A 23,737-nucleotide genomic window follows, 5' to 3' on the forward strand; every position below is an offset into this window, starting at 1 on the left:
GACGAGGCCGAAGATGCACCAGCCGACGCTGTTCAAGAGTTTTTTCATGGGTGGTTTCGAGTGCTCGAATCATCGCCGCAGCGACGGTCGACGGCTCGACCTGATTGCAGCCACCGGCCATGACCGCTGGGCCGCGCACGATTACGCCGTGCTGCACCGCCATGGCTTGCACAGCGTGCGCGATGGACTGCGCTGGCACTTGATCGAGCGCTCGCCACGCCAGTACGACTGGTCGAGCTTTCTGCCGATGCTGCAGGCCGCGCAGCGTCAGGGAACGCAGGCGATCTGGGACCTGTGCCACTACGGCTGGCCGGACGATCTGGACATCTGGCGACCGCAGTTCGTCGAGCGCTTTGCCCGTTATGCCGCGGCGGCGGCGCAATTGGTCAAGGATGAGACCGATACGGTGCCGTTCTACGCGCCCCTGAACGAAATCTCGTTCTGGGCCTGGGCAGGCGGTGACGAGGCCTACTTCAACCCGATGGCCCGTGGCCGTGGGTCCGAACTCAAGCACCAGTTGGTCCGCGCGACGATCGCAGCGATGCAGGCGATCCGGGATGTCGAGCCGCGGGCACGCTTCGTCCAGGTCGATCCGGCCATCCATGTGGTCGCGCCCAATGACAGGCCGGGGCCGCAGCGCGATGCCGAACGCTTCCGACAATCCCAGTTCGAGGCCTGGGACATGTTGTGCGGCGAGGCCTGGCCCGGCCTGGGTGGCGCGCCTGAATACCTCGATGTGCTGGGCGTGAATTATTACTCGGACAACCAGTGGTACCACGGCGATGGCCGTACGATCGAACGCGACAACCCCGACTATCGCCCATTCAAGGGCATCCTCACGGAAATCTGGCAGCGCTACAAACGACCGCTGCTGATTGCCGAAACCGGTGCCGAGGGCGACGTGCGCGGCGATTGGCTGCGCTATGTCAGCGAGCAGGCCGGCCTGGCCATGCAGCGCGGCGTCCCGGTCGAAGGCATCTGCCTGTACCCGGTGCTGGACTACCCTGGCTGGACCGACGACCGCCACTGCCCGGTCGGGTTGCTGGGTTTCCCGGACGAAAACGGCAACCGCCGCGTGCATGAGGGCCTCGCCGACGAGCTGCGTCTTCAGCAACTGAGGTTCAATCAGTTCAACAGCCGCTTGCCACTCGCCGAAGCCCTGTCATGAACGCCCCCGCCCAGGCTCCCAAGGCGAAACCGCAGGCGGCGCCGCTACCGAGCCGGCCGGTCGCGTTCCTCTGGCACTACATTTGTGCCCGGCCCTGGCATTTCGGCGGCCTGCTGGCCCTGATCATCGGTGCCTCCAGTTGTGCCGTGGCGGTGCAGTACGGCATGAAACTGCTGGTCGACTCCATGGCCCAGGGAGGCTCGGATCGCAGCGCCGCCAACGTCTGGTTCCCGCTGGGGCTGTTCATCAGCCTGATCGTCCTCGAAAACGTGTTCTGGCGACTGGGTGGCTGGCTCGGCTGTCGCACCGTGGTGGCCAGCGTGGTGGATTTGCGTGTCGACCTGTTCAAACATCTGACCGGCCATCCGATGCGCTATTTCACCGAGCATTTTGCCGGTTCGCTGGGCAATCGGATTTCCGCGGTAGGGACCGCGGCGGGCGCGATCTATGGCGGTCTGGCGTGGAAAATCGTACCGCCCATCGTCGATTTCCTGGGCGCGGTGGTGGTGTTGCTCACCGTCGATGTACGCATGGCCGTGGCGCTGATTCTCTTCGTCGCCATCGTCGCCGCACTGATCACCGGCTTTGGCATCCGTGGCCGTGCCAAGCACCAGCGTTTTGCCGCCCAGTCGGCCCGCGTCGGCGGCGAACTGGTCGATGCGGTATCCAACGTCTGGACCATCAAGGCGTTCTCGGCCCGCGACCGCGAGGCTGAACGGCTGGCCCAGGAGATCGGTTACGAAGCGCGTGCCCAGCGACGCAGCTGGATGTATCTGGAAAAAGCGCGGGTCATGCACGACGTCTGCCTCTCGGTGATGGCCGGCGGCATGCTGATCTGGGCAATCAACCTGTGGATCGCCGGTTCGGTGACCGCGGGCGACGTGGTGCTGGTCAGCGCGCTGACGTTCCGTATCCTGCATGGCTCGCGCGACCTCGCGCTGGCGCTGGTGGATGCGACGCAGCAGATCGGGGCGATCGACGATACCTTGCGCATCATCGTCCAGCCGCATGGTCTGGAAGACAGCGATGCGCAGCTGTTACTCGCCGAGGGCGATATCACCTTCAATGACGTCAGCTTCAGCTACGCCGACCGTCGCACCGTGTTCCACCACCTGGAGCTGCACATTCCCGCCGGACAGAAGGTCGGGCTGGTGGGCTCGTCCGGCGCGGGCAAGTCGACGCTGATCAACCTGATCCAGCGGCTCGATGACGTCCAGGAAGGGCGCATCCTGATCGATGGTCAGGACATCCGCAGCGTCAGCCAGGACAGCCTGCGCGAGAAGATCGCAGTGGTCCCGCAGGAAACCGCGCTGTTCAATCGCAGCATCCGCGAGAACATCCGCTACGGTCGTCCCAGCGCGACCGACGAAGAGGTCGTCGAGGCGGCGCGCAGCGCGTTTTGCGACGGCTTCATTCGTGAGCTGCCGCAGGGATACGACACCCTGGTCGGCGAGCGTGGCGTGATGCTCTCCGGCGGCCAGCGCCAGCGCCTCGGTATCGCCCGTGCGTTCCTCAAGAACGCGCCGATCCTGATCCTCGACGAGGCGACGTCGGCGCTCGATACCCAGTCCGAAGCCGAAATCCAGGTCGCGCTCAACGATCTGGTGCACAACCGCACCGTGGTCGCCGTCGCGCATCGGCTATCGACCCTGTCGAGTTTCGACCGGATTCTCGTGTTGCGCGACGGTCGCATCGTCGAGGATGGCCCGCCGCATGAGTTGCGCAGCCGTGGCGGGGAGTTCGACGCGCTGTGGCGCATGCAGGCCGAAGGCTTCAAGCAGCGGCCCGACCCGGTCGCATGAAGCGCGTGGCGGTGACGTCGCGCAGCCTGCGTTCGCTGGGCTACGAGCCGGACCAGCAGGCGCTGGAGGTGGAGTTCCACAACGGCTCGGTCTACCGCTACGAACAGGTGCCGGCGTCGGTGGTGCAGGCGCTGCTGGCGGCCGACTCCCTGGGTCGCTATTTCAACCAGGTCTTCAAGGCCTGCGACTTTCCGTATCGACGGATCGAATAAACCGTTGCGCTGAACTTCCATGCGCCTGCGCGGGCCTCAGATAGACAGGACGCGTCATCACCGAGCGGAGGCTCCTCAGATCGCAAAGGGGAATTTATCTATGTCGGATCATCACACCTACAAGAAGATCGAGATCGTTGGCTCTTCGCGCACCAGCGTCGACGAGGCGATTCAGAACGGCGTGGCGGAGGCCTGCAAAACGCTTCGGAACGTCGAGTGGTTCGAGGTCGGCGAAATACGCGGTCACGTCGAGAATGGCCAGATCGGGCATTTCCAGGTCACCATGAAGGTCGGTTTCCGTCTCGCCGACAGCTGACCGCTCCCAGGCCACCGGCAGCGATGGCGGATCGACTGCCCGGTGCTCGCGCGCGGCGGGCTCGTCAGGCGCTGCTGGGGTGTTGATCGCGGCTGCGCTCATAACGGCGTAGCAGCGGTTGCGTGCTGAGGCCGTGGACCAGAATGCTCAGGGCCACCACTGGGATGACCAGTTGAATGACGTGCTCCGCCTCGTCCGGCAGCAGACCGTGGGTCACCGCGTAGCTCAGGTAATAGAGGCTGCCGATACCGCGGATGCCGAACCACCCGACGGTCAGGCACTGGATGCGATCCAGGTAGCGGCGCGGCATCAGCAGCCACACGCTCAACGGTCGGATCACCAGAAACAGCGCAAGCGCCAGCGGTACCGCGCGCCAATCCCAGTGCACCGATACCAGCACGCCAAGCATGGTCACCAGCAACACCTCCAGGCTGCGCTCCATTTGCCCGCCGAAGGTCAGGATGTCGCCCATCATCACTCCTGCGGCCACCTTGGGCTCGGCGATGCGGTCGTTTGCCAGCGGCAGCTCACGGGGCGAGAACCCACCCTCGGTCAGATGCGGGACGGCGTGCGCGATCAATTCTTCCGAGGGCGTTTCGGATTTCTTCGCCACCGAGACTTCTGCACGCCGCAGGCCAAGCCCGGCGGCGAACACGGCGAGAAACCCCCAGGCGCCGATCAGCTCGGCACCGACATAGGCGAGGGCGATCAGCGCCAACGCCAGCGAATCGTTCGGCGACATCGAGGTGTCGGCATCGCGGGTGCGCAAGTAGATCGCCAGCTTGCCGATCAGCTTGCCGAGCATGTAGCCAAACAGCAGACCCGCCGGTACCGCCCAGACCAGCCGGTGCAACGCCCACTCACTGACCCAGCCCAGCGCCAGGGTTTGTTGCTCGATCAGCAGCAGACCGAACACCACGAAGGGAAACGCCGTGCCGTCGTTGAAACCGGCCTCGCCCGACAGGCCATAGCGGACATGGTCGCTGTCGCGTGCATTGTTGACCTGCACCAGACTGGCCAGCACCGGATCGGTCGGCGCCAGGATCGCACCGATCAACACCGCGATGCCCCAGCCAAGGCCCAGCAGGTAATGGCAGAACACAGCGACGCCGGCGATGCAGGCGAGCATCACCGGGCCGGCGAGGATGTACGTACTTCGCCAGGCGGGATGGCGTAGCGGCATGCGCAACTGCAACCCACTGACGAACAGCGAGATCAGTACCACCACTTCCGTCAGGTGCTCCATCCAGCCGGCGATGAGCAGAAAATCCATTTCCCACAGGCCCACTCCGAGCTGCCCGATGAGCAGCCCGAAACCGAGATAGATCAACGAGGTGGTGACTGGCAGCCAGCGCAGATAGGCCGATGCCAGCGCCAGGATTAGCAGGAGAATGCCGAGCACCGCCATCCATTCGAGAAAATTCATTCAGTCTTCCGCAACCGAGCGTGACGCGCCGAAGTGCGCATGGATGGTGGTTCGATCGGAAGGATTCGATGGGGTTCAGCTGCGTTCGTCGAACAGGATTCCTTGCGAATCCATACAAACGGCCCGCCCCGGGGCGGAGCTTTTGCTTTGGCTTTGGCTTTGCCTTTGCTGTGCTGTGCTGTGCCTTTGCTGGGCTTTTGCTTTTTGTGGGAGGCCCGCCCCGGGGCGAAGCTTCTGCTTTGGCTTTGCTTTGGGGGAACCCCGGACTCGGTGCCCAGCAAGCCAGCAGGCCTGCGGCCTGCATTCGCCGCAGGGCGCGCCTCCCACGCAAGCGGTGCGTGTGGGGCGCAGCGGCGGTGCTGACTCGCCTTTACCCCCACGCTTTGCGGCTAGGCTTTGCTTCTGATGCTTCTGATGCTTCTGATGCTTCTGATGCTTCTGATGCTTCTGATGCTTCTGATGCTTCTGATGCTTCTGATGCTTCTGATGCTTCTGATGCTTCTGATGCTTCTGGCTTTGCTTTTAGATCCTGGCTTTACTTCTGCTTTCTGCTTTCTGCTTTCTGCTTTCTGCTTTCTGCTTTCTGCTTTGCTTTTGTGGGAGGCCCGCCCTCGGGGCGAAGCTTGGGTTAGCAACGCCCTTTGGTCGGACTCAACGCAGTCCGGCGAGGATATCGAAGGCGCGGTGGCGATCTGCGGTTTCGTAGAAATCGCAGGTGAAGATCAGTTCGTCGGCCTGGGTCTGTTCCAGCAGTATCTCCAGCCGCGCCCTAATCTTCTCGGGCCCACCGATCAGTGCCATGCCCAGGAAGTTGCCCACCGCGTCCTGCTCGTGAGGCAACCACTTGCCCTGCATGCTCGGCACTGGAGGAACCAGAACCAGGCTTTGGCCACGGATCAGCGCAAGGATGCGCTGGTAAGCGGTAGTTGCCAGGTATTCGGCATGCTCGTCGGTATCGGCAGCCATCAGCGGCACGCCGAGCATCACGTAGGGTTTGTCCAGCACCTCGGAGGGCCGGAAATTCTCCCGGTACAGGCGAATCGCTTCATGCGCGTAACGCGGTGCGAAATGTGAGGCGAAGGCGTAGGGCAGGCCCTTGGCCGCGGCCAGTTGGGCGCTGAACAGACTGGAGCCGAGCAGCCAGATCGGCACCTGGCTACCGACCCCGGGCATTGCGATCACCCGTTGATTCGGCTGGCGCGGGCCGAGCAATCGCTGCAATTCCTCCACGTCCGCCGGAAAGTCGTCGGCACTGCCCATGCGGTCGCGGCGCAGCGCGTGAGCGGTGAACTGATCGGCCCCCGGCGCGCGGCCCAGGCCCAGCTCGATGCGCCCGGGGTAGAGGGCTTCGAGCGTACCGAACTGTTCGGCAATGACCAGCGGCGCGTGGTTGGGCAGCATGACGCCCCCGGCGCCCAGGCGGATCCGCGAGGTGCCGGCGGCCAGGTAGCCGATCAATACGGAGGTGGCGGCGCTGGCGATGCCGTCCATGTTGTGGTGTTCGGCGACCCAGAAGCGTTCGAAGCCGAGCGTCTCGACGTGCTGGGCCAGGGCCAGGGAGTTGCGCAGGGCAAGGCCGGCGTCGCCGTCATCGCGGATCGGCGCCAGGTCGAGGGTGGAAAAACGGGTGTGTTCGATACGGGACATGTCTCTCTCTCTGCTGGCGGAACGGGGGTCGAGACGACTCAGCGACAGTGCTCGGCCTCGGCACGGGCCAATACGTTGTGCTGTTCGTCGCGCAGCCATCCCTGTGGCGTGAAGCCCAGCGAGCGCGCCTGGAATAGATAGCGCCGCCCGGCCTGGAAGTCGTCATAGCGGATGACCATGGTACAGCGCATGTACTGCGTGTCGCCGAACTCGCCCAATCCGCCGCTGCTGATTTCGAATTCGTAGCGTGCCTCGAGTTCATGCGCGCCGGGGCCGACCTGGAAATAGCGACCATCGGGGGTGCGTTTGTTGTCCAGACGGTCCGACATGAAGATATCGCTGGGTTGTGCGCTCAGGTCGACCCAGGCCAGGTCTGGATCGGGCGCAGGTAACGGGCCGGCGCAACCGGACAGGCCCGCGGCCAGAAGCAGTGCGAGTGGCAGACGCATGAGTGTTCCTCCGGAAGCCGCAAGGTCCAGCCCATTGCTGGCGCGGTCGCCTGCTGAGCCTGAGCCAGTCGCGGCGCTTTTTCAACGCGTGCGCTTGACGAGGCTCGCTCGAATGGCGCGATCAGCGTGTAGCGACCCCGCCGCAGCCGCGCTCGGTGGCCTTGGCCAGCAGCTGATCGTGTTGATCGTAAAGCCGTGCCCAGGGTCGGAAGCCATAGCCGCCGGCCACCAGCCGGTATCGCGCGCCGGCATCGAAACTGTCGTATTCGAGCGTCAGGCGGCAATCGCGCTCCAGCGCTTCGCTGTCGCGCCCGATGTCGGCTGCGCCTACTTCGAAGCGGTAGCGCATGCCCAATTGATGGCTGCCCGGCGTGACCTGGAAGTAGCGGTGATCATCCAGCGGGCGCTGGTCGACGGCAACCGCCTTCAGCTCGGTTTCTTCACGCGGGTCCAGTTCGATCCAGGCCTGGTTCGGGTCAGGCCTGGGCATCCACAGGGCGCAACCGCCGAGAGTGGACAACGCAAGGGCAAGAATCAGGGTTCGCATGGATGGCTCTCCGACCGCGCCGGGCGGTCTGGCTGCAAGGCTCGGTGCCTCGATGGTTGGGTGGGCTTCGATGTCGTTGTAGGCTTCGGTGCACCGACCGGAAGGTCTTCAAGGCGAGCAGGCGCTTGTTCATTTCGAAGCTGAAAACCGCCCTAATCGACAATCGCAACGGCCGTTGGGTTCCGCTGCTACTGGTCATTGGTCTGAATGGCTGCAGTACCTATTATGGTCAGCTGGCACTTGGCCAGCTTGAGCTGCTGCGCCTGCGTGAGCCCATTGCCGACCTCATTGCCGACCCACAGCGCGACGCCCGGATGCGGCAACGGTTGAGCCAGGCGCTGCAGGCCAGACGCTTCGCCAGCGATACACTGGGCCTGCCGGACAACGGCAGTTACCGGGTCTATGCCGACATTCAGCGGCCTTACGTGGTGTGGAATCTGTTCGCCACCGAGGCGTTTTCGGTAACGCCCCTGACCCATTGTTTTCCGATCGCCGGTTGCGTGGCGTATCGCGGTTATTACCAGCCGGGGCACGCGCGGGGCGCGGCAGCACGGCTTCAGGCCGAAGGCTACGACACCCTGGTGACCGGCGTGCAGGCGTACTCGACCCTCGGCTGGTTCGACGACCCGCTGCTCAGTTCGATGCTGCGTTGGGACGACGAGCGTCTGGCCGGGCTGATCTTCCACGAACTGGCGCACCAGCGGCTTTACGTGCCGGGCGACACGGCGTTCAACGAGTCCTATGCGTCGTTCGTCGAGCGCGAGGGGCTGCGCCAATGGCGCGCCAGCCGTGGCCTGCCGGCAACAGACGAAACAGCGTGGCATCGCTATGCCCAGTTCAGTCAGTTGATGCTGGAGACGCGGGATCGACTGGCCACGCTGTATGCCTCTGAGCTGAGCGAGCCGGCCAAGCGTGACGCGAAGGCAGCGGAGTTCGTGCGTCTGCGACAGGCCTATCGCCGGCTGCGCGACCTGAGTTGGGACGGCGATGGACGTTTCGATCGCTGGATGGCCCAGCCGCTGAACAACGCCAGCCTGTTGCCGTTCGGCCTTTACGACCGTTGGGTGCCCGCGTTCGCGGCACTTTTCCAGCAACTGGACGGCGACTGGTCGCGCTTTTACGCGCGGGTCGAGGCTCTGGGACGCCTGCCGACCGACGAGCGGACAAGCCTGCTGGACGCGCTTCGCTGAAGGCGTGCCCGCTTCGCTTCATCGCGCACCGAGCAAGGCCGCGGGGTCAGTGAGCTGCCAGCGCGATCGCGTCTGTTCAAGGCGTTTGGGACCCTGCCGCTGGTCGATTTCTGCGTCATTGGGCGCAATATCACGGAATTGTTTTCCGCTTGCCTCCGTCCATTTTCTAGCCAGGCCGTGAGCCCGGCCGACCCGTGATGTAGCCGTACGGTCCCGTACGTCTGACTAAGAAAAGCCGTTTAAACGGAGGCTCCATGGATAACCTGTCCGGCATTCTGGATAACAAAGGCACCCCGCTGGAAAAGCAGAAATTCACCTGGAAGGAAATGGCTGGCAAGCCGATCAGCAAGCTCGATGACGACGCGTTCACCCGCGTGCGGATCATTCTGATGAACGGGATCGAGACCGACGCGCTGCGCCTCAAGCATGGCATCGCCCGCATCACCGGCCAGCTACGCGGCCCGTTGGCCGAGATCCGTCGCGTCGAGCAGCACCAGGCGACGATGATCAACTGGCTGATCTCCGCCGACCACTCGCCGCTGGAAACGACCGTGGCTTATGAGCAGGTTGCGATCGAAGTGACGGCGGCAGTGGCGCAGACCGAACCCGATCCATATCAGGCGCAAACCTACCGCTTCGGCCTGCTGGAAGATTTCGATCACCTGTATCGCTATTCGGCCATGCTCGACCGCCTCGAAGGCAAGGATGCGAACAACATCCTGCAGGGCTACACCGACATCGTGCCGGGTCGGCAGACCTCCGAACATCATCGCCACCCGCTGAACGACCTGCGTGAAAGCTATGAGAAGGAGCAGGCCGCGCTGATTACCAAGATCCACGCGGCGATGATCACGGCGGCGGAATTCCAGACCCACGACTACTACATGAACATCGGCCCGCTGTTCGCCGATCCGCTCGCGCGTCAGTTGTACGCCGAAATCGCCTCGGTGGAAGAGCAGCACGTTACCCAGTACGGCTCGCTGGCCGATCCCCAGGAGTCGTTCATGGAAAAGTGGCTGGTCCACGAAGCCATGGAAGTCTATGCCTATGCCAGCTGCGCCGAGCAGGAAACCAACCCCCGCATCAAGGCGATGTGGGAGCGCTTCCTGGACTACGAGCTGGGCCATTTGAACATCGCCTGCGAGCACTTCAAGAACATCGAGCGCCGTGATCCGGCTGAAATTCTCGGAGGACCGTTGCCGAAGATGATCGAATTCAAGAGCCAGCGCGCGTTCGTCCGCCAGGTGCTGGCCGCCGAAGTGAACCTGCGCACCAGCGGCACGCAATATGTGGACAAGAGCGAAGAGCCGCAGAACTCGCTCGACTACCGCAACCAGGTCAACGCCGATGGCATCGCGTCGAACATCGTCTCGGCGGGCTACCAGTGGGCGCCAGGCGGCGAACTGATGCGTAAGGCTTCCTGAGGAGAACGGACATGGCAACTGCAGCAAAAGTAGGTACCAATTTCACCGGCGTCCAGATGTCGCCCAAGGACACCAAGAGCCTGATGGAAGCGGTCAACGAGATTCACCCCGACGTGCCCGGCGACGAGAAAGGCTTGCTGCTCGAACGCGCCTTGCGCAGCGAGGAAGCCGAGCGCATCGGCTCGGTACCGGTGCCGGGATCGGCGAAGGGCATGCTCAAGACCACCTTCGACATGGCCATGGGGAAAAGTCCTGAAATCCTCATCGACAAGCTCGGCGAGCGGTTGGCGTTCGAGCGCAGTGGCGTGCGCCTGTACGACGCGATGATTGCCAAGGCCAAGGCCCTGGGCACCGCCGAATCCGATCTGATACAGGTGCTCGAGCACATTCGCGGTGAAGAATTCGAACATATGCAGATGGTGGCCGAGGCCATTGAAACGCTCGGCGCGGATCCGACCGCGCAGACGCCGTGTGCCGACGTTGCGGCCGTCAAATCGATGGGCGTGATCCAGGTGCTCACCGACCCGCGTACCAACATCGCACAATGCATGAATGCGCTGTTGACCGTGGAGCTCGAGGATAACGCGGCCTGGGAACTGCTGATCGAGCTGGCCGAAGCCGGCGGCCATCCGAACATCGCCAAGGGTTTCCAGAAGGCAAAAGACCAGGAGGACGATCACTTGATAAAGGTCAAAACCCTCCTGCGCCGAGACCTGATCAGCCAGATCAAATAGATACGCGTGCGCTTCAAAGCTTTGGCGCGCCTTCGGGCGCGTCTTTTTTATCGGGGTCCTGTTTGCCCTAGCGGGCGATCGGAGCCGCTCTGGGCGGCACGCTCACGGCCACGGCCGGCTTGAAGAACAGCGTGGCGCCTCGAGCGAGGTCGGTCAGGCTGGCGTGGTCGTGGGCGACTTCCGCCTCGATGGGGTGCGGCTGGCCCACCACCCTGAGCGTGACCCGCGTGACGGCGCCTAGCAGCCTGATATCGCGGACCACCGCTGGCTGGTGATCGTCCGCCATGCGGCGGGACAGGTGGACCTCGTGTGGTCGGAACAGAACCTGCCGCTCGCCGATCTGCAATTGGTTGGCATCGCCCAGGAAGTGATAGACGAAGTCGCTGGCCGGCTGCCGATAGACCTCGGCCGGCGAGCCGATCTGCTCGACTACGCCCTTGTTCATCACCACGATGCGGTCGGCCACCTCCATCGCTTCTTGCTGATCGTGGGTGACGAACACCGACGTCAGGTGCACTTCTTCGTGCAGGCGTGCCAGCCAACGACGCAGCTCCTTGCGAACCTTGGCGTCCAGGGCGCCGAAGGGTTCGTCGAGCAGCAGCACCTTGGGCGCCACCGCCAGCGCCCGGGCCAGCGCGATGCGTTGGCGCTGGCCGCCGGAAAGCTGGTCGGGGTAGCGCCCGGCGAGCCAGTCAAGTTGGACCAGTTCGAGCAGCTCGAGGACTTTATCCTTTATCTGGTGCTCGCTAGGGCGCTCACGCCGCGGCTTCATGCGCAGGCCGAAGGCGACGTTGTCGAACACCGTCATGTGGCGGAACAGCGCGTAGTGCTGGAACACGAAACCGACGTTGCGATCGCGCACATCTCGCCCGGACACGTCCTCGCCATGGAACACGATGCGCCCGCTGTCGGGGGTTTCCAGCCCGGCGATGATGCGCAAAAGGGTGGTCTTGCCGCAGCCAGAGGGGCCGAGCAGGGCGACCAGTTCGCCGCTGGCGATGTTCAGATCGATCTCGTTCAGGGCTTTGAACCGGCCGAACTGCTTGCTGACGTGGCTCACTTCGATGGACATGGACTCACTCCTCGCCGACGGCGGTTCTGAGATGTTGAAGGCGCGATTCGCTCCACTGCTTGAGCAGCAGGATCAGCAGCGCCAGCAGCAACAGCAGGCTGGCCACGCTGAAGGCAGCGACATGGTTGTATTCGTTGTAGAGAATCTCGACATGCAGCGGCAGCGTGTTGGTGTAGCCGCGGATGTGCCCGGAGACGACCGACACCGCGCCGAACTCGCCCATCGCCCGGGCGGTACAGAGCACCACGCCATAGATCAGGCCCCAACGGATGTTGGGCAGGGTCACATGCCAGAACATCTGCCAACCGTTGGCACCGAGCAGCCGCGCCGCTTCCTCTTCCTGGGTGCCCTGCTCCTGCATCAGCGGAATCAGCTCGCGCGCGACGAACGGCACGGTCACGAACACCGTGGCCAGGACGATGCCGGGCAGGGCGAAGATGATCTGAATGTCGCGGTCGGCCAGCCATTGACCGAAAAAGCCCTGGGCCCCGAAGAGCAGCACGTAGATCAGCCCGGCGATGACTGGCGAGACCGAGAAGGGCAGGTCGATCAGCGTCACCAGCAGGCTTTTGCCGGTGAACGTGTATTTGCTGACGCACCAGGCCGCGGCCACGCCGAAAACCAGGTTGAGCGGTACGGAAATCCCGACGGCCAGCAGGGTCAGTTTCAGCGCGGCGAGGGCATCGGCTTCGAGGATCGCGCCGAAGAACGTGCCGAGGCCGAGTTTCAACGCTTCGCCCAGCACCACCAGCAGGGGCAACAGCAGGAACACCGCGAACGTCAGCCAGGCGGCTACGATCAGCAGTCGCTGCGCCAACGGGGTGCCCTGGCGGGCTCTGCCAAGCGGTACGGCGATCAGGGTCGTGGCGGTCATCAGGCGATCCTCAACCATGGGATAGGCGGCGCTGCAGCAGATTGATCGCCAGCAGCAGGACGAAAGACACCAGCAGCATCAGCACACCGATGGCCGTGGCGCCGTGGTAGTCGTACTGGTCGAGCTTGACCATGATCAGCAGCGGCAGGATCTCGGTCTTCATCGGCATGTTGCCGGCGATGAAGATGACCGATCCGTACTCGCCCACGCCCCTGGCAAACGCCAGGGAAAACCCCGTCAGCCAGGCCGGCAATAATGCCGGTAGCAGCACATGACGAGCGATCTGCAGCGGTTTGGCGCCCAGGCATGCGGCGGCTTCCTCCACTTCGCGTGGGATGTCGGCCAACACCGGCTGCAGCGTGCGGACGACGAAGGGCAGGGTGACGAACGTCAGCGCCAGGGTGATGCCGATCGGGGTATAGGCGATCTTCACGCCCAGTTCGGCGGCCAACCGGCCGATCACGCCGTTGGGTGCATACAGGGCGGTCAGGGCGATGCCCGCCACGGCGGTGGGCAAGGCGAAAGGCAGGTCTATCATCGCCTCGATGATTTTGCGGCCGGGGAAGCGATAGCGCACCAGCACCCAGGCCAGCAGCGAACCGATCACGCCGTTGATCAGCGCGGCGACAAAAGCGGTAGCGAAGCTCAGCTTCAGCGCCGCGACCACGCGTGGCGCGGTGACGATGGCCCAGAACTGGTCCCAGGTCAGCTGTGCCGCATGGACGAACAGGGCACCGAGTGGGATCAGTACCAGCAGGCTGAGGTACACCAGGGTGTACCCCAGCGTCAGCCCGAATCCGGGTATGACGGGGGACGTGCGGGTAGACATCGAAAAGGTCTCGGTCAGGGTAAACGCAAGCCGGCAAACGCGGGCGGTGCGAACCGCTCCCGCGTGGGCGTCCAGCTGGACATGTCAGTGCGCCTGGTAAATCTCGTCGAACACGCCGCCATCGTTGAAGAACTTCGGCTGGGCGTTGCTCCAGCCGCCGAAGTCCTGGTCGATGGTCACCAGCGTCAAGGCTGGAAACCGATCGGCGAACTCGGCTGCGACCGCCTGGTTGCGGGGACGATAGAAGTGCCTGGCGGCGATGCGCTGGCCCTCATCGCTGTAGAGATAGTTCAGGTACGCCTGCGCCACTTCGCGAGTCCCCTTGCGCTCGACATTCTTGTCGACCACCGCAACCGGAGGCTCGGCGAGGATCGACAGTGACGGCGCGACGATTTCCAGGGCATCGCCGCCCTCTTCCTTGAGCGCCAGGAAGGCTTCGTTCTCCCAGGCCAGCAAGACGTCGCCAATCTGGTTGTTGACGAAGGTGATGGTCGAGCCACGCGCGCCGGTGTCGAGCACCGGCACCTGCTTGTAGAGTTGGGCGACGTACTGCTTGGCTTGCTCTTCGCTGCCGTACTGCTGCCTGGCCCAGGCCCATGCGGCAAGGAAATTCCAGCGCGCGCCGCCGGAGGTTTTAGGATTCGGGGTGATCACCTCGACGCCAGGCTTGACCAGATCGTCCCAGTCCTCGATGCCCTTCGGGTTGCCCTTGCGAACCAGGAATACGATGGTCGAGGTATAAGGTGTGCTGGCATCCGGCAGGCGGCTCTGCCAGTCGGCAGGGATCAATTTTCCGATCCGGTGCAGCTCATCGATGTCGCCCGCCAGCGCCAGCGTCACCACGTCGGCGCGCAGGCCGTCGATCACCGCGCGGGCCTGCTTGCCCGAGCCGCCATGGGATTGCTGAATGCGCAGCGGTTCGTGGCCCTGCGCCTGCCAGTGTTTGTTGAAAGCGGCGTTGAAATCGACATACAGCTCGCGTGTCGGGTCGTAAGACACGTTGAGCAGTTCGCTGGCGGCAACTGCCTGGCCGACGATGAGGGTGCTGGCCAGAACGGCCAGGATGGATTTTCCGATGGACATGACGGCTCCTTCTCGCATCCGTGCGGACGCGTTGATGTGATGAGGTTGCAGCGTGGTCTGGCGGCGTCAGGGCCGCATTCGGCAACGACAAGGATGCGTCTGAAGGGCTTTTCGATATGGCGTGGACATGGTCTGGCTTCCTGGGTGATTGCGCATGTCACGCCCTCCGGTGGTCCGGTCGGGGTGGGCTGGGTCAGGCCTGCTTGCCGGAGGGCTGCAGGCGGAATTTCTCTTTTCGCTCGATCTGTACGACCAGGCCGTTATGCAGGGTGATCTCCACCGAGCCGAACCTGAGGTCCTGCAAAGCGCTGCGGATTTCACGCAGGACGCTGGCATCGTCCTGACTCTCCGGCGTGCGAAGCGTGTCGTTCATTGTTGTTTCCTCTGGGTATGCAGCCACACGATGGCGCGACGACTGGACCGGGGCAGGGCAAATCATAAAAGCGGTTACTTATTCTTTAAAATAATGTTTAGTAACATTTATAGACTGTTTTGGAATATATGGCTCGCGCGCGGGTCGGCCAACCCCGCGGGGTTCGTTACACTCGGGTTCCCTCGCCCGTCACCATGAGTTGTTGCATGCCCAATCCCGCGCCGTCCGATGCCGTTACGACTCTGCCGCTTGTGCTCGCCGGCCCGATCCTGCGGCGGCTCGAGGCCGGACGCCTGGTGCTCTGGCTGGTGGGCAGCGAGTCGCTGTCGCTGCGTCTGGCGCTGCACCCGGAGGGCGAGGCGGCGCGTGTGGTGACGCTGGACGAAGAGGGTTGCCGCCGCCTACGCCTGGGCACCTCGGCCTGGCTGCATCTGGTGGACGTTCGTCTGGAGGTGCCGCTGCCCCGGGATCGCCTGGTCGAGTACGACGTCCTGGTGGCGCGCAACGGCGTCACCCGGGGAGTCGCCGATTGGGCGCCGCACCTGATTCACGGGGGCACCGAACGTCCGGCCTTCGTCATCCGTTCGCGCTATGACGACCTGCTGCACGGCTCCTGCCGCAAGCCGCATTATCCAGCGGCGGATGGGTTGCTGGTGGTCGACGCGCTGGTGGCCGACGTGCGCCAGGACCCGCTGCGTTGGCCCGCGGCGCTTCTGATGACCGGCGATCAGGTCTACGCAGACGATGTCGCCGGGCCAACCCTGGTGGCCATCCACGCGCTTATCCGCCGTCTGGGCCTGTATGGCGAATGCCTGGAGGGGGCGGTGGTCGCCGACAGTGACGAGCTGATGACCCATCCGGCGACTTACTACCGGCGCGAGCAATTACTGCCGGCGTTCAAATCCAACGAGGCCTTGCGCGAGCGCTTCTTCGGCGGCGTGGAGAAGCCGGTATTCACGACCTCCAATGCGCATAACCATCTGGTCTCGCTGGGGGAGGTACTGGCCATGTACCTGCTGGTCTGGTCGCCGCTGCCCTGGCAGCTGATCGAGCTGCAGGCGCCGCCGCTGGACGGCGACCTGGCCGAGCGCTATGCCCGAGAGGCGCGCTGCATCGAGGCCTTCCGCGCAGGCCTGCCGCAGGTCGCGCGGGCCCTGGCACATCTGCCGTCGCTGATGATCTTCGATGATCACGACATCACCGACGACTGGAACCTTAGCGCGCGCTGGGAACAGACCGCCTACGGTCACCCGTTTTCGCGCCGTATCATCGGTAACGCGTTGCTTGGCTATCTTCTCTGCCAGGGCTGGGGCAATGCGCCCGATGGCTTTGCCGCACCGCTGGATGCAATCGAGACGCTACTGGCGAGCGGCGACGATGGCAGGCTCGACTGCGCCTTGCATGATCGGGTGGTGGACGAGGTGCTGCATCGTGGTGACTGGGGCTACGTACTGCCCAGCGATCCGCCGCTGGTGGTACTCGACACCCGCACCCGCCGATGGCGCAGCGAGCGCAACCTGAGCCGCCCGTCGGGCTTGATGGATTGGGAAGCGCTCACCGATTTCCAGCAGGAACTGCTCGATCATCGCTCGGTGATCATCGTCTCGCCGGCACCGATGTTCGGCGTCAAGCTGATCGAGACCGTGCAGCGTGTGTTCAGTTGGGCCGGGCTGTCGCTGTTGGTCGACGCGGAAAACTGGATGGCGCATCGCGGTGCTGCCCAGGTGATGCTCAACATCTTTCGGCATACCCGCACGCCGGGCAACTATGTGATCCTCTCCGGCGATGTGCATTACTCCTTTGCCTATGAGGTGCGCATTCGCGGCCGTGCTGAAGGGCCGCGCCTGTGGCAGATCACCAGCAGCGGGGTGAAGAACGAATTTCCGCGGCGCCTGCTGGATTTTTTCGACCGCCTCAACCGCTGGCTGTACTCGCCCCGTTCGCCGCTGAACTGGTTCACCAAGCGCCGCCGTGTCCGGGTCCAGCCGTGGCTGCCGAGTCGCAGCCAGTCCGGCGAACGGTTGTGGAACGGCGCCGGTATCGGGCGCGTCCGGCTCGACGCCGAGGGTCGGCCGGTGCGTGTGGAACAGCTCAACGCCGACGGCTCGCCCCCGGTGGCTTTCGCGCCCGAGCGCGATGAGCGCAACCTCAGCTGAACGCGTCGCGCAGCTGCGCAAGTGTCGCGTAGTAATAGGCGGGCGACTCGGCCATCAGTTCGGCGTGGCTGCCGAAGCCGTAGCCCACCGCCGCCGCGCGCAGCCCGTTGCGGTGCGCCCCGATCAGATCGTGCTTGCGATCGCCGATCATCAGGGTCTGGTCCGGCTCGAGGCGTTCCTCGGCGAGCACGTGGCGAATCAGTTCGCCCTTATCGGTGCGGGTGCCGTCCAGCTCGCTGCCGTAGATGACCTTGAAATGGTGATCGAAGGCGAAATGCCGGGCAATCTCACGGGCAAATACCGATGGCTTGGAGGTGGCGACATACAGTGTCCGCCCTTGGCCGCGCAGGTGCTCGAGCAATTCCAGGACGCCTTCGAACAGTAGGTTCTCGTAGAGTCCCAGCGTCTGGAACCGCTCACGGTAGAAGCCCACCGCCTGCCACGCGCGCGTTTCGTCGAAGTCGTAGAACTGCATGAACGCCTGTAACAGCGGCGGGCCGATGAAGGGCTCAAGCTTGCCCAGGTCAGGCTCATCGATGTCCAGCTTGGCCAGCGCGTACTGGATGGACCGGGTGATGCCCTCGCGCGGGTCGGTAAGTGTGCCGTCGAGGTCGAACAGAAGGGTGGGCTGGTGCATGGATTGACTCGTCGAGATGTGGGCGTCTGGCTGGCTTGCGGCACTGGATGGCTTCAGGTGCCTTCGGCCATGTGCAGGTTCTTCAACTTCACGTAGTTGCCGGCGGTGTAGCTGAAAAAGCTGCGCTCCTTGTCGGTCAGTGGGCGTGCCTGTTTCACCGGGCTGCCGACGTACAGGTAGCCGCTGACCAGCGTCTTGCCTGGTGGCACCAGGCTGCCGGCACCGATGATCACCTCGTCCTGCACCACGGCGCCGTCCATCACGATCGAGCCCATGCCGACCAGGATGCGGCTGCCCAGCGTACAGCCGTGCAGGGTGACCTTGTGGCCCACGGTGACCTCGTCGCCAATGGTCAGCGGAAAACCGTCCGGGTTGAACGGGCCGGCATGAGTGATGTGCAGCACGCTGCCATCCTGGATGCTGGTCCGCGAGCCGATGCGGATGCGGTGCATGTCGCCGCGGACCACGGTCAGCGGCCATACCGAACTGTCTGCGCCGATTTCGATGTCGCCGATGAGTACCGCGCTGGGGTCGACGAACACCCGCTCTCCGAGTTTCGGGGTGTGATCCTGATAGGTGCGTATGTTCACGGGCATCTCCTGAGGTCGCAGCGGGGTCATCGGCGAGCGGCCGATACCGGACGGTAGCCTGCGCGATGATTAATTGACACGGCCGCCTGGCACGCCGGGGCGAAAGAATTCGCCTGGCGTGGCGCCGAATTGTTCGCGAAACGCGGCGATGAATGCCGATAACGATTCGTAGCCGCAGCCCAGCGCCACGTCGGTCACGCGTTCGCCGCGCTCCAGAGCGGGCAATGCGCTGAGTAGCCGCAGGCGCTGGCGCCAGGCGCGAAAGGTCAGCCCGGTTTCGCGCAGAAACAGCCGGCTCAACGTGCGTTCGGACACGTTCAACGTGCGGCTCCAGTCAGCCAGCCCTTCCTGGGAGTCGGGATGGGCCTGCAGACGCTTGCACAGCCGTTGCAGGCGCGGTTCGGCCGGCAACGGTAGCACCAGCTCGACTTCCGGTGCGCAGCCAAGCTGATCGAGTAGCACCTGCACCAGCCGACCCTCGGCGCCGTCTTCGGCATAGGCTTCGGGCAAGGTGCTGAAATGGCGGATCAACTCGCGCAGCAGGGGGCTCACTTGCAGTACACGGCAATGCGCCGGTGCATCGCCTGCCACGCTGCGATCGATGTACAGGCTGCGGATGCAGGTGTCCGGCGCGCAGAATACCTGGTGCGAGACCCCGGCGGGTATCCACACGGCGCGCAGCGGCGGCGCAATGAAGCGACCCATCTCGGTGCGCACTTCGAGTACCCCTTCTACCGCATGGGACAGCTGCACCCAGGGGTGGCTGTGGCGATAACCCAGCTTGAGATTGGGCGGTGAGTCGAGTTGTCCATAGACAGGGCGAGGAAGCCGTTCGAGTTCGCTAAGGCGCGCCATCAAGGCGAGACTGTGTCCGTTTGAAGACATTTCGTGCCTGCTTGGCGTTAGTCGGAAACTGGCGTCCACGTTAAGGTCCATTTTCGTTGCCCGCAAGCCCTGAGGAATTCGTAGATGGCCAAGCTCCGCATACTGTTCGACAACTTCACGCTCGCCCTGCTCGCGGTCATGGCGATCGCCACGGTGTTCCCGTGTGAAGGTCGGGGCGCGGTGTTCTTCGATTGGCTCACCACGCTGGCGATTGCGCTGCTGTTCTTCATGCATGGCGCGAAGCTGTCGCGCGAGGCGATCCTCGCTGGCGCCGGCCACTGGCGTCTGCATCTGCTGGTGTTCGCCTGTACCTTCGTCCTGTTTCCGTTGCTTGGGCTGGCGCTCAAGCCGGTGCTGACTCCGCTGGTGGGCACCGAGCTGTACCTGGGCATGCTGTACCTCTGTGCCCTGCCGGCAACGGTGCAATCGGCGATTGCCTTCACCTCGCTGGCGCGTGGCAACATCCCGGCGGCGATCTGCAGTGCAGCGGCATCGAGCCTGATCGGCATTTTCCTTACGCCGGTGCTGGTGCTGTTGTTGATGGGCGTAGAAGGCGAAGCCGGCTCGACGCTGGATTCCATCGGCAAGATCGTCATGCAATTGCTGGTGCCCTTTATCGCCGGCCAGATTGCCCGTCGCTGGATCGGCGACTGGGTGACCCGCAACAAGGGCTGGTTGAAAACCGTGGACCAGAGCTCGATCCTGCTGGTCATCTATGTCGCCTTCAGTGGCGCGGTGGTCGAGGGGCTCTGGCGCCTGGTGCCGCTGACCCATTTGCTGGGTCTGGTGCTGGCCTGTTGCCTGCTGCTGGCGATCGTATTGTGGCTCACGCAGTTCCTCGCCAAGCGGCTGGGCTTCGATCTGGAAGACCGCATCACGATTCTGTTCGCCGGCTCGAAGAAGAGCCTCGCCACCGGCGTGCCCATGGCGCAGGTGCTGTTCGCCACCCATGCGGTGGGGATGATCATCCTGCCGCTGATGATCTTCCATCAGATTCAGCTGATGGTCTGTGCAGTGCTGGCTCAGCGCTATGCGCGACGCCCCGAATTGCCTGAGCAGGCGGCTGTCCAATAGCCGTATGGATGTCCGCACGCTGCGCCGTTTCGTTGGAAATAGAGCGGCGCTATCGCCTCGTTTCCAGGCTGCGCGGTCGGGCATTTGTCTTTAACATGCACGGGTGATTATTTCTTCAGAAGGGGCAACCGCCGTGACCGATACCAACCCGCTGCTTCGGGACTTCGACCTGCCGCCCTATTCCGAAATCGGACCGGAGCACGTCGAGCCGGCGATCGACACCATCCTTGGCGACAACCGTGTCGCCTTGCAGGAACTGCTCAGCCGCCCCGCCGAAAACCTCGACTGGTCGACCCTGGTGGTCGGCCTGGACGAAATGAACGAGCGCCTCAGTCGTGCCTGGGGCCCGGTCAGCCACCTCAATGCGGTGCGCAACAACCCCGAGTTGCGCAATGCCTACGAGGCCTGCCTGCCCAAGCTGTCCGCCTATGCCACCGAACTCGGCCAGAACGCCGATCTGTTCGCCGCCTATCAGGCGCTGGCGTTGAGCCCCGAGGCCGACGGCTTCGATGTGGCGCAAAAGACCATCATCGAGCACGCGCTGCGCGATTTCCGCCTGTCCGGTATCGATCTGCCGCCGGCCGAACAGCAGCGTTTCGGCGCGATCCGCATGAAGCTCGCCGAGCTTGGCAGCAAATTTTCCAACCAACTGCTCGATGCCACCCAAGCCTGGACCAAGCACGTCACCGATGAAAGCCTGCTGGCTGGCGTCACCGAGTCGGCCAAGGCACAGATGGCCGAAGCGGCCCAGGCCAAGGAACTCGATGGCTGGCTGATCAGCCTGGAATTTCCCAGCTATTACGCAGTGATGACCTACGCCGACCACCGCCCGCTGCGCGAAGAGGTCTACATCGCCTATTCCACCCGCGCCTCCGATCAGGGCCCGAATGCCGGTCAGTTCGACAACGGCCCGGTGATGGAAGAGATCCTCGACCTGCGTCAGGAACTGGCCCAGCTGCTGGGCTTCGGCAACTACGCCGAGCTGTCACTGGCGACCAAGATGGCCGATAGCACCGATCAGGTACTCGGCTTTCTGCGCGATCTGGCCACACGCAGCAAGCCGTTCGCCGAGCGCGACCTGAAGGAGCTGCGCGCGTTCGCCGCCGAGCAGGGCGTCAGCGACCTGCAGAGCTGGGACGTCAACTACTTCGGCGAGAAGCTGCGCCAGCAACGCTACAGCCTGAACCAGGAAGAGCTGCGCGCCTACTTCCCGATCGACAAGGTCTTGTCCGGGCTGTTCGCCATCGTCCAGCGCCTGTACGGGATCAAGATCCACGAACTGGAAACATTCGACAGCTGGCACCCGGATGTGCGTCTGTTCGAGATCCGGGAGAACGGTGAGCACGTCGGGCGGTTTTTCTTCGATCTTTATGCGCGCGCCAACAAGCGTGGCGGTGCCTGGATGGACGGTGCCCGCGACAAGCGCCGCACCTGCCTCGGTACGCTGCAGACGCCGGTGGCCAACCTGGTGTGCAATTTCACGCCGCCGGTAGGCGAGCGCCCGGCGCTGCTGACTCACGACGAAGTGACCACGCTGTTCCATGAGTTCGGCCATGGCCTGCACCATCTGCTGACGCAGGTCGAGCATGCCGGTGCTTCCGGCATCAACGGTGTGGCCTGGGACGCGGTGGAACTGCCGAGCCAGTTCATGGAAAACTGGTGCTGGGACCCCGAAGGCCTGGCGCTGATTTCCGGCCACTACCAGACCGGCGAGCGCCTGCCGCAGGACAAGCTGGACCAGATGCTGGCCGCGAAGAACTTCCAGTCGGGCCTGATAATGGTGCGTCAGTTGGAGTTCTCGCTGTTCGACTTCGAACTGCACGCCACGCATGGCGACGGGCGCAGCGTACTCGAGGTGTTGGAGAGCGTTCGCCAAGAGGTCTCGGTGATGCGTCCGCCGGCCAGCAACCGCTTTCCCAACAGCTTCGCGCATATTTTTTCCGGCGGTTACGCCGCCGGCTACTACAGCTACAAATGGGCCGAGGTGCTGTCTTCGGATGCCTTTTCGCGCTTCGAGGAGGAGGGCGTGTTCAATGCCGAAACCGGCCGCGCGTTCCGTGACGCCATCCTGGCGCGCGGCGGTTCCCAGGAACCGATGGTGCTGTTCGTCGATTTCCGTGGCCGCGAGCCGTCCACCGACGCCCTGCTGCGCCACCTCGGCCTGAGCGAGGAGGTCGCATGACCGATAGCCCCAGGGTAACCACCAAACGCTTCATTGCCGGTGCGGTGTGCCCGGCATGCAGCGCCACCGACAGCATCAAGATGTGGGACGTTGACGGCGTTCCGCATCGCGAGTGCGTCGAATGCGGCTATGCCGACACGCTCAACGCCCAGGGCCAATCGGTGCCCTCGGAGCTGGGTACGCGGGTCAACCAGGGCAAGCCGAAGGCGGCCGACCCGCAGGTGCAGGCGGTGCAGTTCTTTCCCAATCCCAAACTGAAGAAAAAGCCCGACTGATCGACGGGAGGGTCGCTCATGTGGCATCTCACCTGTGGCGACCTTGCGGCCGACTGCATACGACCGTTGCTGGGCGATGGCGAAGCGATCCATGTGCTGCGTGACGACCTCGCCGTCGGGCCGCTGGTCGACATCCAATCCCCACCGTGCGCGGAGCGCGTGGCGTTCTGGGAGCGCCTCTGGCCGGACGCGCTGGTGCCGCGACCGGATTTCACAGGGATTGGCGCCGACGCCGAGTGGCTGGCGCAGCTGGGCCGCCAGTCGCGCTCAGTGCTCGTCTGGCATGGCGACAGCGCCAGCGAACAATTGATGCTGGCCCGCGTGGCGGCGGCCCTCGACGCGTCGTCGTTGCGGTTGCGGGAGGTGGTTTGCGGTACTGGCGACAGCCGCGTCGGCACGCGGATGGCGGTGTCCATGCACTCGCCGGACGCGCTGGCGGCGCTCTATCAGCCACGCACGGTCGAGCCGCTCAGGCGCGCCGGGCTCGCCAGCCAATGGCGCACGGCGGTGCGGGAAAACGCGGCCGTACGGCGCTGGGTGGACGGGCGCTTCGTGAGTGAGGACTACGCGCGCATCGATCAGGCCTTGACCGCCGCCTGTATCGGCGACGAGAAACCACTGGCCCGGGCCATGGCCGATGTGATGGGCCACTGCGACGGATTCTTCCCCACTGACCTGTTCCTCTACTGGCGAGCTCGCGAGCTGGCCAGGCGGGGCGTGATCGAACTGAGCGACCGCGCCGCGGCGCACTACACCGGCGTGCAGGTTCGCGGCGCGGGCTGAGCGTCAGGT

General features: G+C 64.0%; 25 protein-coding genes. 13 read left to right on the plus strand and 12 right to left on the minus strand.

What is annotated here, in order from left to right; all coding sequences use genetic code 11:
- Positions 1 to 13: 13 nt before the first annotated feature.
- The 4 genes from GQA94_RS03805 (at position 14) to GQA94_RS03820 (ending at position 3,498) form a co-directional block, all read left to right on the plus strand.
- On the plus strand, positions 14 to 1,168 hold the full coding sequence (locus tag GQA94_RS03805) for a beta-glucosidase (protein ID WP_158186817.1): 1,155 nt from the start codon (positions 14 to 16) through the stop codon (positions 1,166 to 1,168).
- Positions 1,165 to 2,970 carry an ABC transporter ATP-binding protein gene (locus tag GQA94_RS03810; protein WP_158186818.1) on the plus strand — a complete coding sequence of 602 codons (1,806 nt, stop codon included), beginning with the start codon at positions 1,165 to 1,167 and terminating at the stop codon, positions 2,968 to 2,970. The genes GQA94_RS03805 and GQA94_RS03810 overlap by 4 nt, the downstream gene beginning before the upstream one ends.
- The gene (locus GQA94_RS03815) at positions 2,967 to 3,182 is read left to right on the plus strand and encodes a KTSC domain-containing protein (RefSeq protein WP_158186819.1); all 216 of its coding nucleotides are present in this window, start codon (positions 2,967 to 2,969) and stop codon (positions 3,180 to 3,182) included. The genes GQA94_RS03810 and GQA94_RS03815 overlap by 4 nt, the downstream gene beginning before the upstream one ends.
- 100 nt (positions 3,183 to 3,282) lie before the next feature.
- Entirely contained in the window at positions 3,283 to 3,498 is a 216-nt protein-coding gene (locus GQA94_RS03820) for a dodecin (RefSeq protein WP_158186820.1), read from the plus strand.
- A 64-nt stretch (positions 3,499 to 3,562) separates the two neighbouring features.
- Here the strand turns inward: GQA94_RS03820 and GQA94_RS03825 are convergent, their stop codons facing one another.
- On the minus strand, positions 3,563 to 4,924 hold the full coding sequence (locus GQA94_RS03825) for a cation:proton antiporter (RefSeq protein WP_158186821.1): 1,362 nt from the start codon (positions 4,922 to 4,924) through the stop codon (positions 3,563 to 3,565).
- Positions 4,925 to 5,280: 356 nt separating this feature from the next.
- Here GQA94_RS03825 and GQA94_RS03830 point away from each other — a divergent pair, with 356 nt between their 5' ends.
- Positions 5,281 to 5,556, plus strand: a complete 276-nt coding sequence (locus GQA94_RS03830) for a hypothetical protein (RefSeq protein ID WP_158186822.1) — start codon at positions 5,281 to 5,283, stop codon at positions 5,554 to 5,556.
- Positions 5,557 to 5,575: 19 nt separating this feature from the next.
- Here the strand turns inward: GQA94_RS03830 and GQA94_RS03835 are convergent, their stop codons facing one another.
- The 3 genes from GQA94_RS03835 to GQA94_RS03845 form a co-directional block, all read right to left on the minus strand.
- A complete protein-coding gene (locus GQA94_RS03835; RefSeq protein WP_158186823.1) occupies positions 5,576 to 6,571 on the minus strand; it encodes an LLM class flavin-dependent oxidoreductase in 996 nt (331 codons plus the stop codon).
- Between the two features lie 38 nt (positions 6,572 to 6,609).
- Complete coding sequence (locus GQA94_RS03840; protein ID WP_158186824.1) at positions 6,610 to 7,020, minus strand: hypothetical protein; 411 nt, start codon at positions 7,018 to 7,020, stop codon at positions 6,610 to 6,612.
- 121 nt (positions 7,021 to 7,141) lie between these two features.
- Positions 7,142 to 7,567 carry a hypothetical protein gene (locus tag GQA94_RS03845; protein ID WP_158186825.1) on the minus strand — a complete coding sequence of 142 codons (426 nt, stop codon included), beginning with the start codon at positions 7,565 to 7,567 and terminating at the stop codon, positions 7,142 to 7,144.
- A gap of 131 nt (positions 7,568 to 7,698) precedes the next feature.
- Between GQA94_RS03845 and GQA94_RS03850 the strand changes: the two genes are divergently transcribed.
- The 3 genes from GQA94_RS03850 (at position 7,699) to GQA94_RS03860 (ending at position 10,915) form a co-directional block, all read left to right on the plus strand.
- Positions 7,699 to 8,757 carry an aminopeptidase gene (locus GQA94_RS03850; protein ID WP_233270245.1) on the plus strand — a complete coding sequence of 353 codons (1,059 nt, stop codon included), beginning with the start codon at positions 7,699 to 7,701 and terminating at the stop codon, positions 8,755 to 8,757.
- Between the two features lie 254 nt (positions 8,758 to 9,011).
- Positions 9,012 to 10,181 (plus strand): hypothetical protein, encoded by a 1,170-nt coding sequence (locus GQA94_RS03855; protein ID WP_158186827.1) that lies wholly within the window; start codon positions 9,012 to 9,014, stop codon positions 10,179 to 10,181.
- Positions 10,182 to 10,192: 11 nt separating this feature from the next.
- Positions 10,193 to 10,915 carry a ferritin-like domain-containing protein gene (locus GQA94_RS03860; protein ID WP_158186828.1) on the plus strand — a complete coding sequence of 241 codons (723 nt, stop codon included), beginning with the start codon at positions 10,193 to 10,195 and terminating at the stop codon, positions 10,913 to 10,915.
- A gap of 67 nt (positions 10,916 to 10,982) precedes the next feature.
- On the opposite strand, the gene GQA94_RS03865 is transcribed toward GQA94_RS03860, so the two are convergent.
- From GQA94_RS03865 to oscA, 5 genes are all read right to left on the minus strand, one after another.
- A complete protein-coding gene (locus tag GQA94_RS03865) occupies positions 10,983 to 11,987 on the minus strand; it encodes a sulfate/molybdate ABC transporter ATP-binding protein (RefSeq protein WP_158186829.1) in 1,005 nt (334 codons plus the stop codon).
- 4 nt (positions 11,988 to 11,991) lie between these two features.
- On the minus strand, positions 11,992 to 12,861 hold the full coding sequence (cysW, locus tag GQA94_RS03870) for a sulfate ABC transporter permease subunit CysW (RefSeq protein ID WP_158186830.1): 870 nt from the start codon (positions 12,859 to 12,861) through the stop codon (positions 11,992 to 11,994).
- Between the two features lie 10 nt (positions 12,862 to 12,871).
- On the minus strand, positions 12,872 to 13,690 hold the full coding sequence (gene cysT / locus GQA94_RS03875; protein WP_158186831.1) for a sulfate ABC transporter permease subunit CysT: 819 nt from the start codon (positions 13,688 to 13,690) through the stop codon (positions 12,872 to 12,874).
- A gap of 84 nt (positions 13,691 to 13,774) precedes the next feature.
- Positions 13,775 to 14,773, minus strand: a complete 999-nt coding sequence (locus GQA94_RS03880) for a sulfate ABC transporter substrate-binding protein (RefSeq protein WP_158186832.1) — start codon at positions 14,771 to 14,773, stop codon at positions 13,775 to 13,777.
- A 193-nt stretch (positions 14,774 to 14,966) separates the two neighbouring features.
- Positions 14,967 to 15,146, minus strand: coding sequence for a sulfur starvation response protein OscA (gene oscA / locus GQA94_RS03885; protein ID WP_158186833.1), 180 nt, complete (start codon positions 15,144 to 15,146; stop codon positions 14,967 to 14,969).
- A gap of 206 nt (positions 15,147 to 15,352) precedes the next feature.
- Between oscA and GQA94_RS03890 the strand changes: the two genes are divergently transcribed.
- Positions 15,353 to 17,302: an alkaline phosphatase family protein gene (locus GQA94_RS03890; RefSeq protein WP_199270099.1), complete on the plus strand. Its 1,950-nt coding sequence runs from the start codon at positions 15,353 to 15,355 to the stop codon at positions 17,300 to 17,302.
- Here GQA94_RS03890 and GQA94_RS03895 read toward each other — a convergent pair.
- The 3 genes from GQA94_RS03895 to GQA94_RS03905 all read right to left on the minus strand — a co-directional run bounded on the left by GQA94_RS03895 (position 17,295) and on the right by GQA94_RS03905 (position 19,414).
- Positions 17,295 to 17,939: an HAD family hydrolase gene (locus GQA94_RS03895; RefSeq protein ID WP_158186834.1), complete on the minus strand. Its 645-nt coding sequence runs from the start codon at positions 17,937 to 17,939 to the stop codon at positions 17,295 to 17,297. The two genes, GQA94_RS03890 and GQA94_RS03895, sit on opposite strands and share 8 nt — an antisense overlap.
- A 53-nt stretch (positions 17,940 to 17,992) precedes the next feature.
- Positions 17,993 to 18,529, minus strand: a complete 537-nt coding sequence (locus tag GQA94_RS03900; RefSeq protein ID WP_158186835.1) for a gamma carbonic anhydrase family protein — start codon at positions 18,527 to 18,529, stop codon at positions 17,993 to 17,995.
- A gap of 69 nt (positions 18,530 to 18,598) precedes the next feature.
- Positions 18,599 to 19,414, minus strand: a complete 816-nt coding sequence (locus GQA94_RS03905) for an AraC family transcriptional regulator (protein WP_158186836.1) — start codon at positions 19,412 to 19,414, stop codon at positions 18,599 to 18,601.
- Between the two features lie 84 nt (positions 19,415 to 19,498).
- On the opposite strand from GQA94_RS03905, the gene GQA94_RS03910 reads away from it, so the two are divergent.
- The 4 genes from GQA94_RS03910 (at position 19,499) to GQA94_RS03925 (ending at position 23,728) form a co-directional block, all read left to right on the plus strand.
- Complete coding sequence (locus tag GQA94_RS03910) at positions 19,499 to 20,488, plus strand: bile acid:sodium symporter family protein (protein ID WP_158186837.1); 990 nt, start codon at positions 19,499 to 19,501, stop codon at positions 20,486 to 20,488.
- Between the two features lie 133 nt (positions 20,489 to 20,621).
- Positions 20,622 to 22,670, plus strand: coding sequence for an oligopeptidase A (gene prlC, locus GQA94_RS03915; protein ID WP_158186838.1), 2,049 nt, complete (start codon positions 20,622 to 20,624; stop codon positions 22,668 to 22,670).
- Complete coding sequence (locus GQA94_RS03920) at positions 22,667 to 22,945, plus strand: YheV family putative zinc ribbon protein (protein WP_158186839.1); 279 nt, start codon at positions 22,667 to 22,669, stop codon at positions 22,943 to 22,945. The genes prlC and GQA94_RS03920 overlap by 4 nt, the downstream gene beginning before the upstream one ends.
- Positions 22,946 to 22,963: 18 nt before the next feature.
- Positions 22,964 to 23,728, plus strand: a complete 765-nt coding sequence (locus GQA94_RS03925) for a DUF1835 domain-containing protein (protein WP_158186840.1) — start codon at positions 22,964 to 22,966, stop codon at positions 23,726 to 23,728.
- Positions 23,729 to 23,737 lie beyond the last annotated feature (9 nt).

The organism is Stutzerimonas stutzeri (genome assembly GCF_009789555.1).
Classification (GTDB): Bacteria; Pseudomonadota; Gammaproteobacteria; order Pseudomonadales; family Pseudomonadaceae; genus Stutzerimonas; species Stutzerimonas stutzeri_R.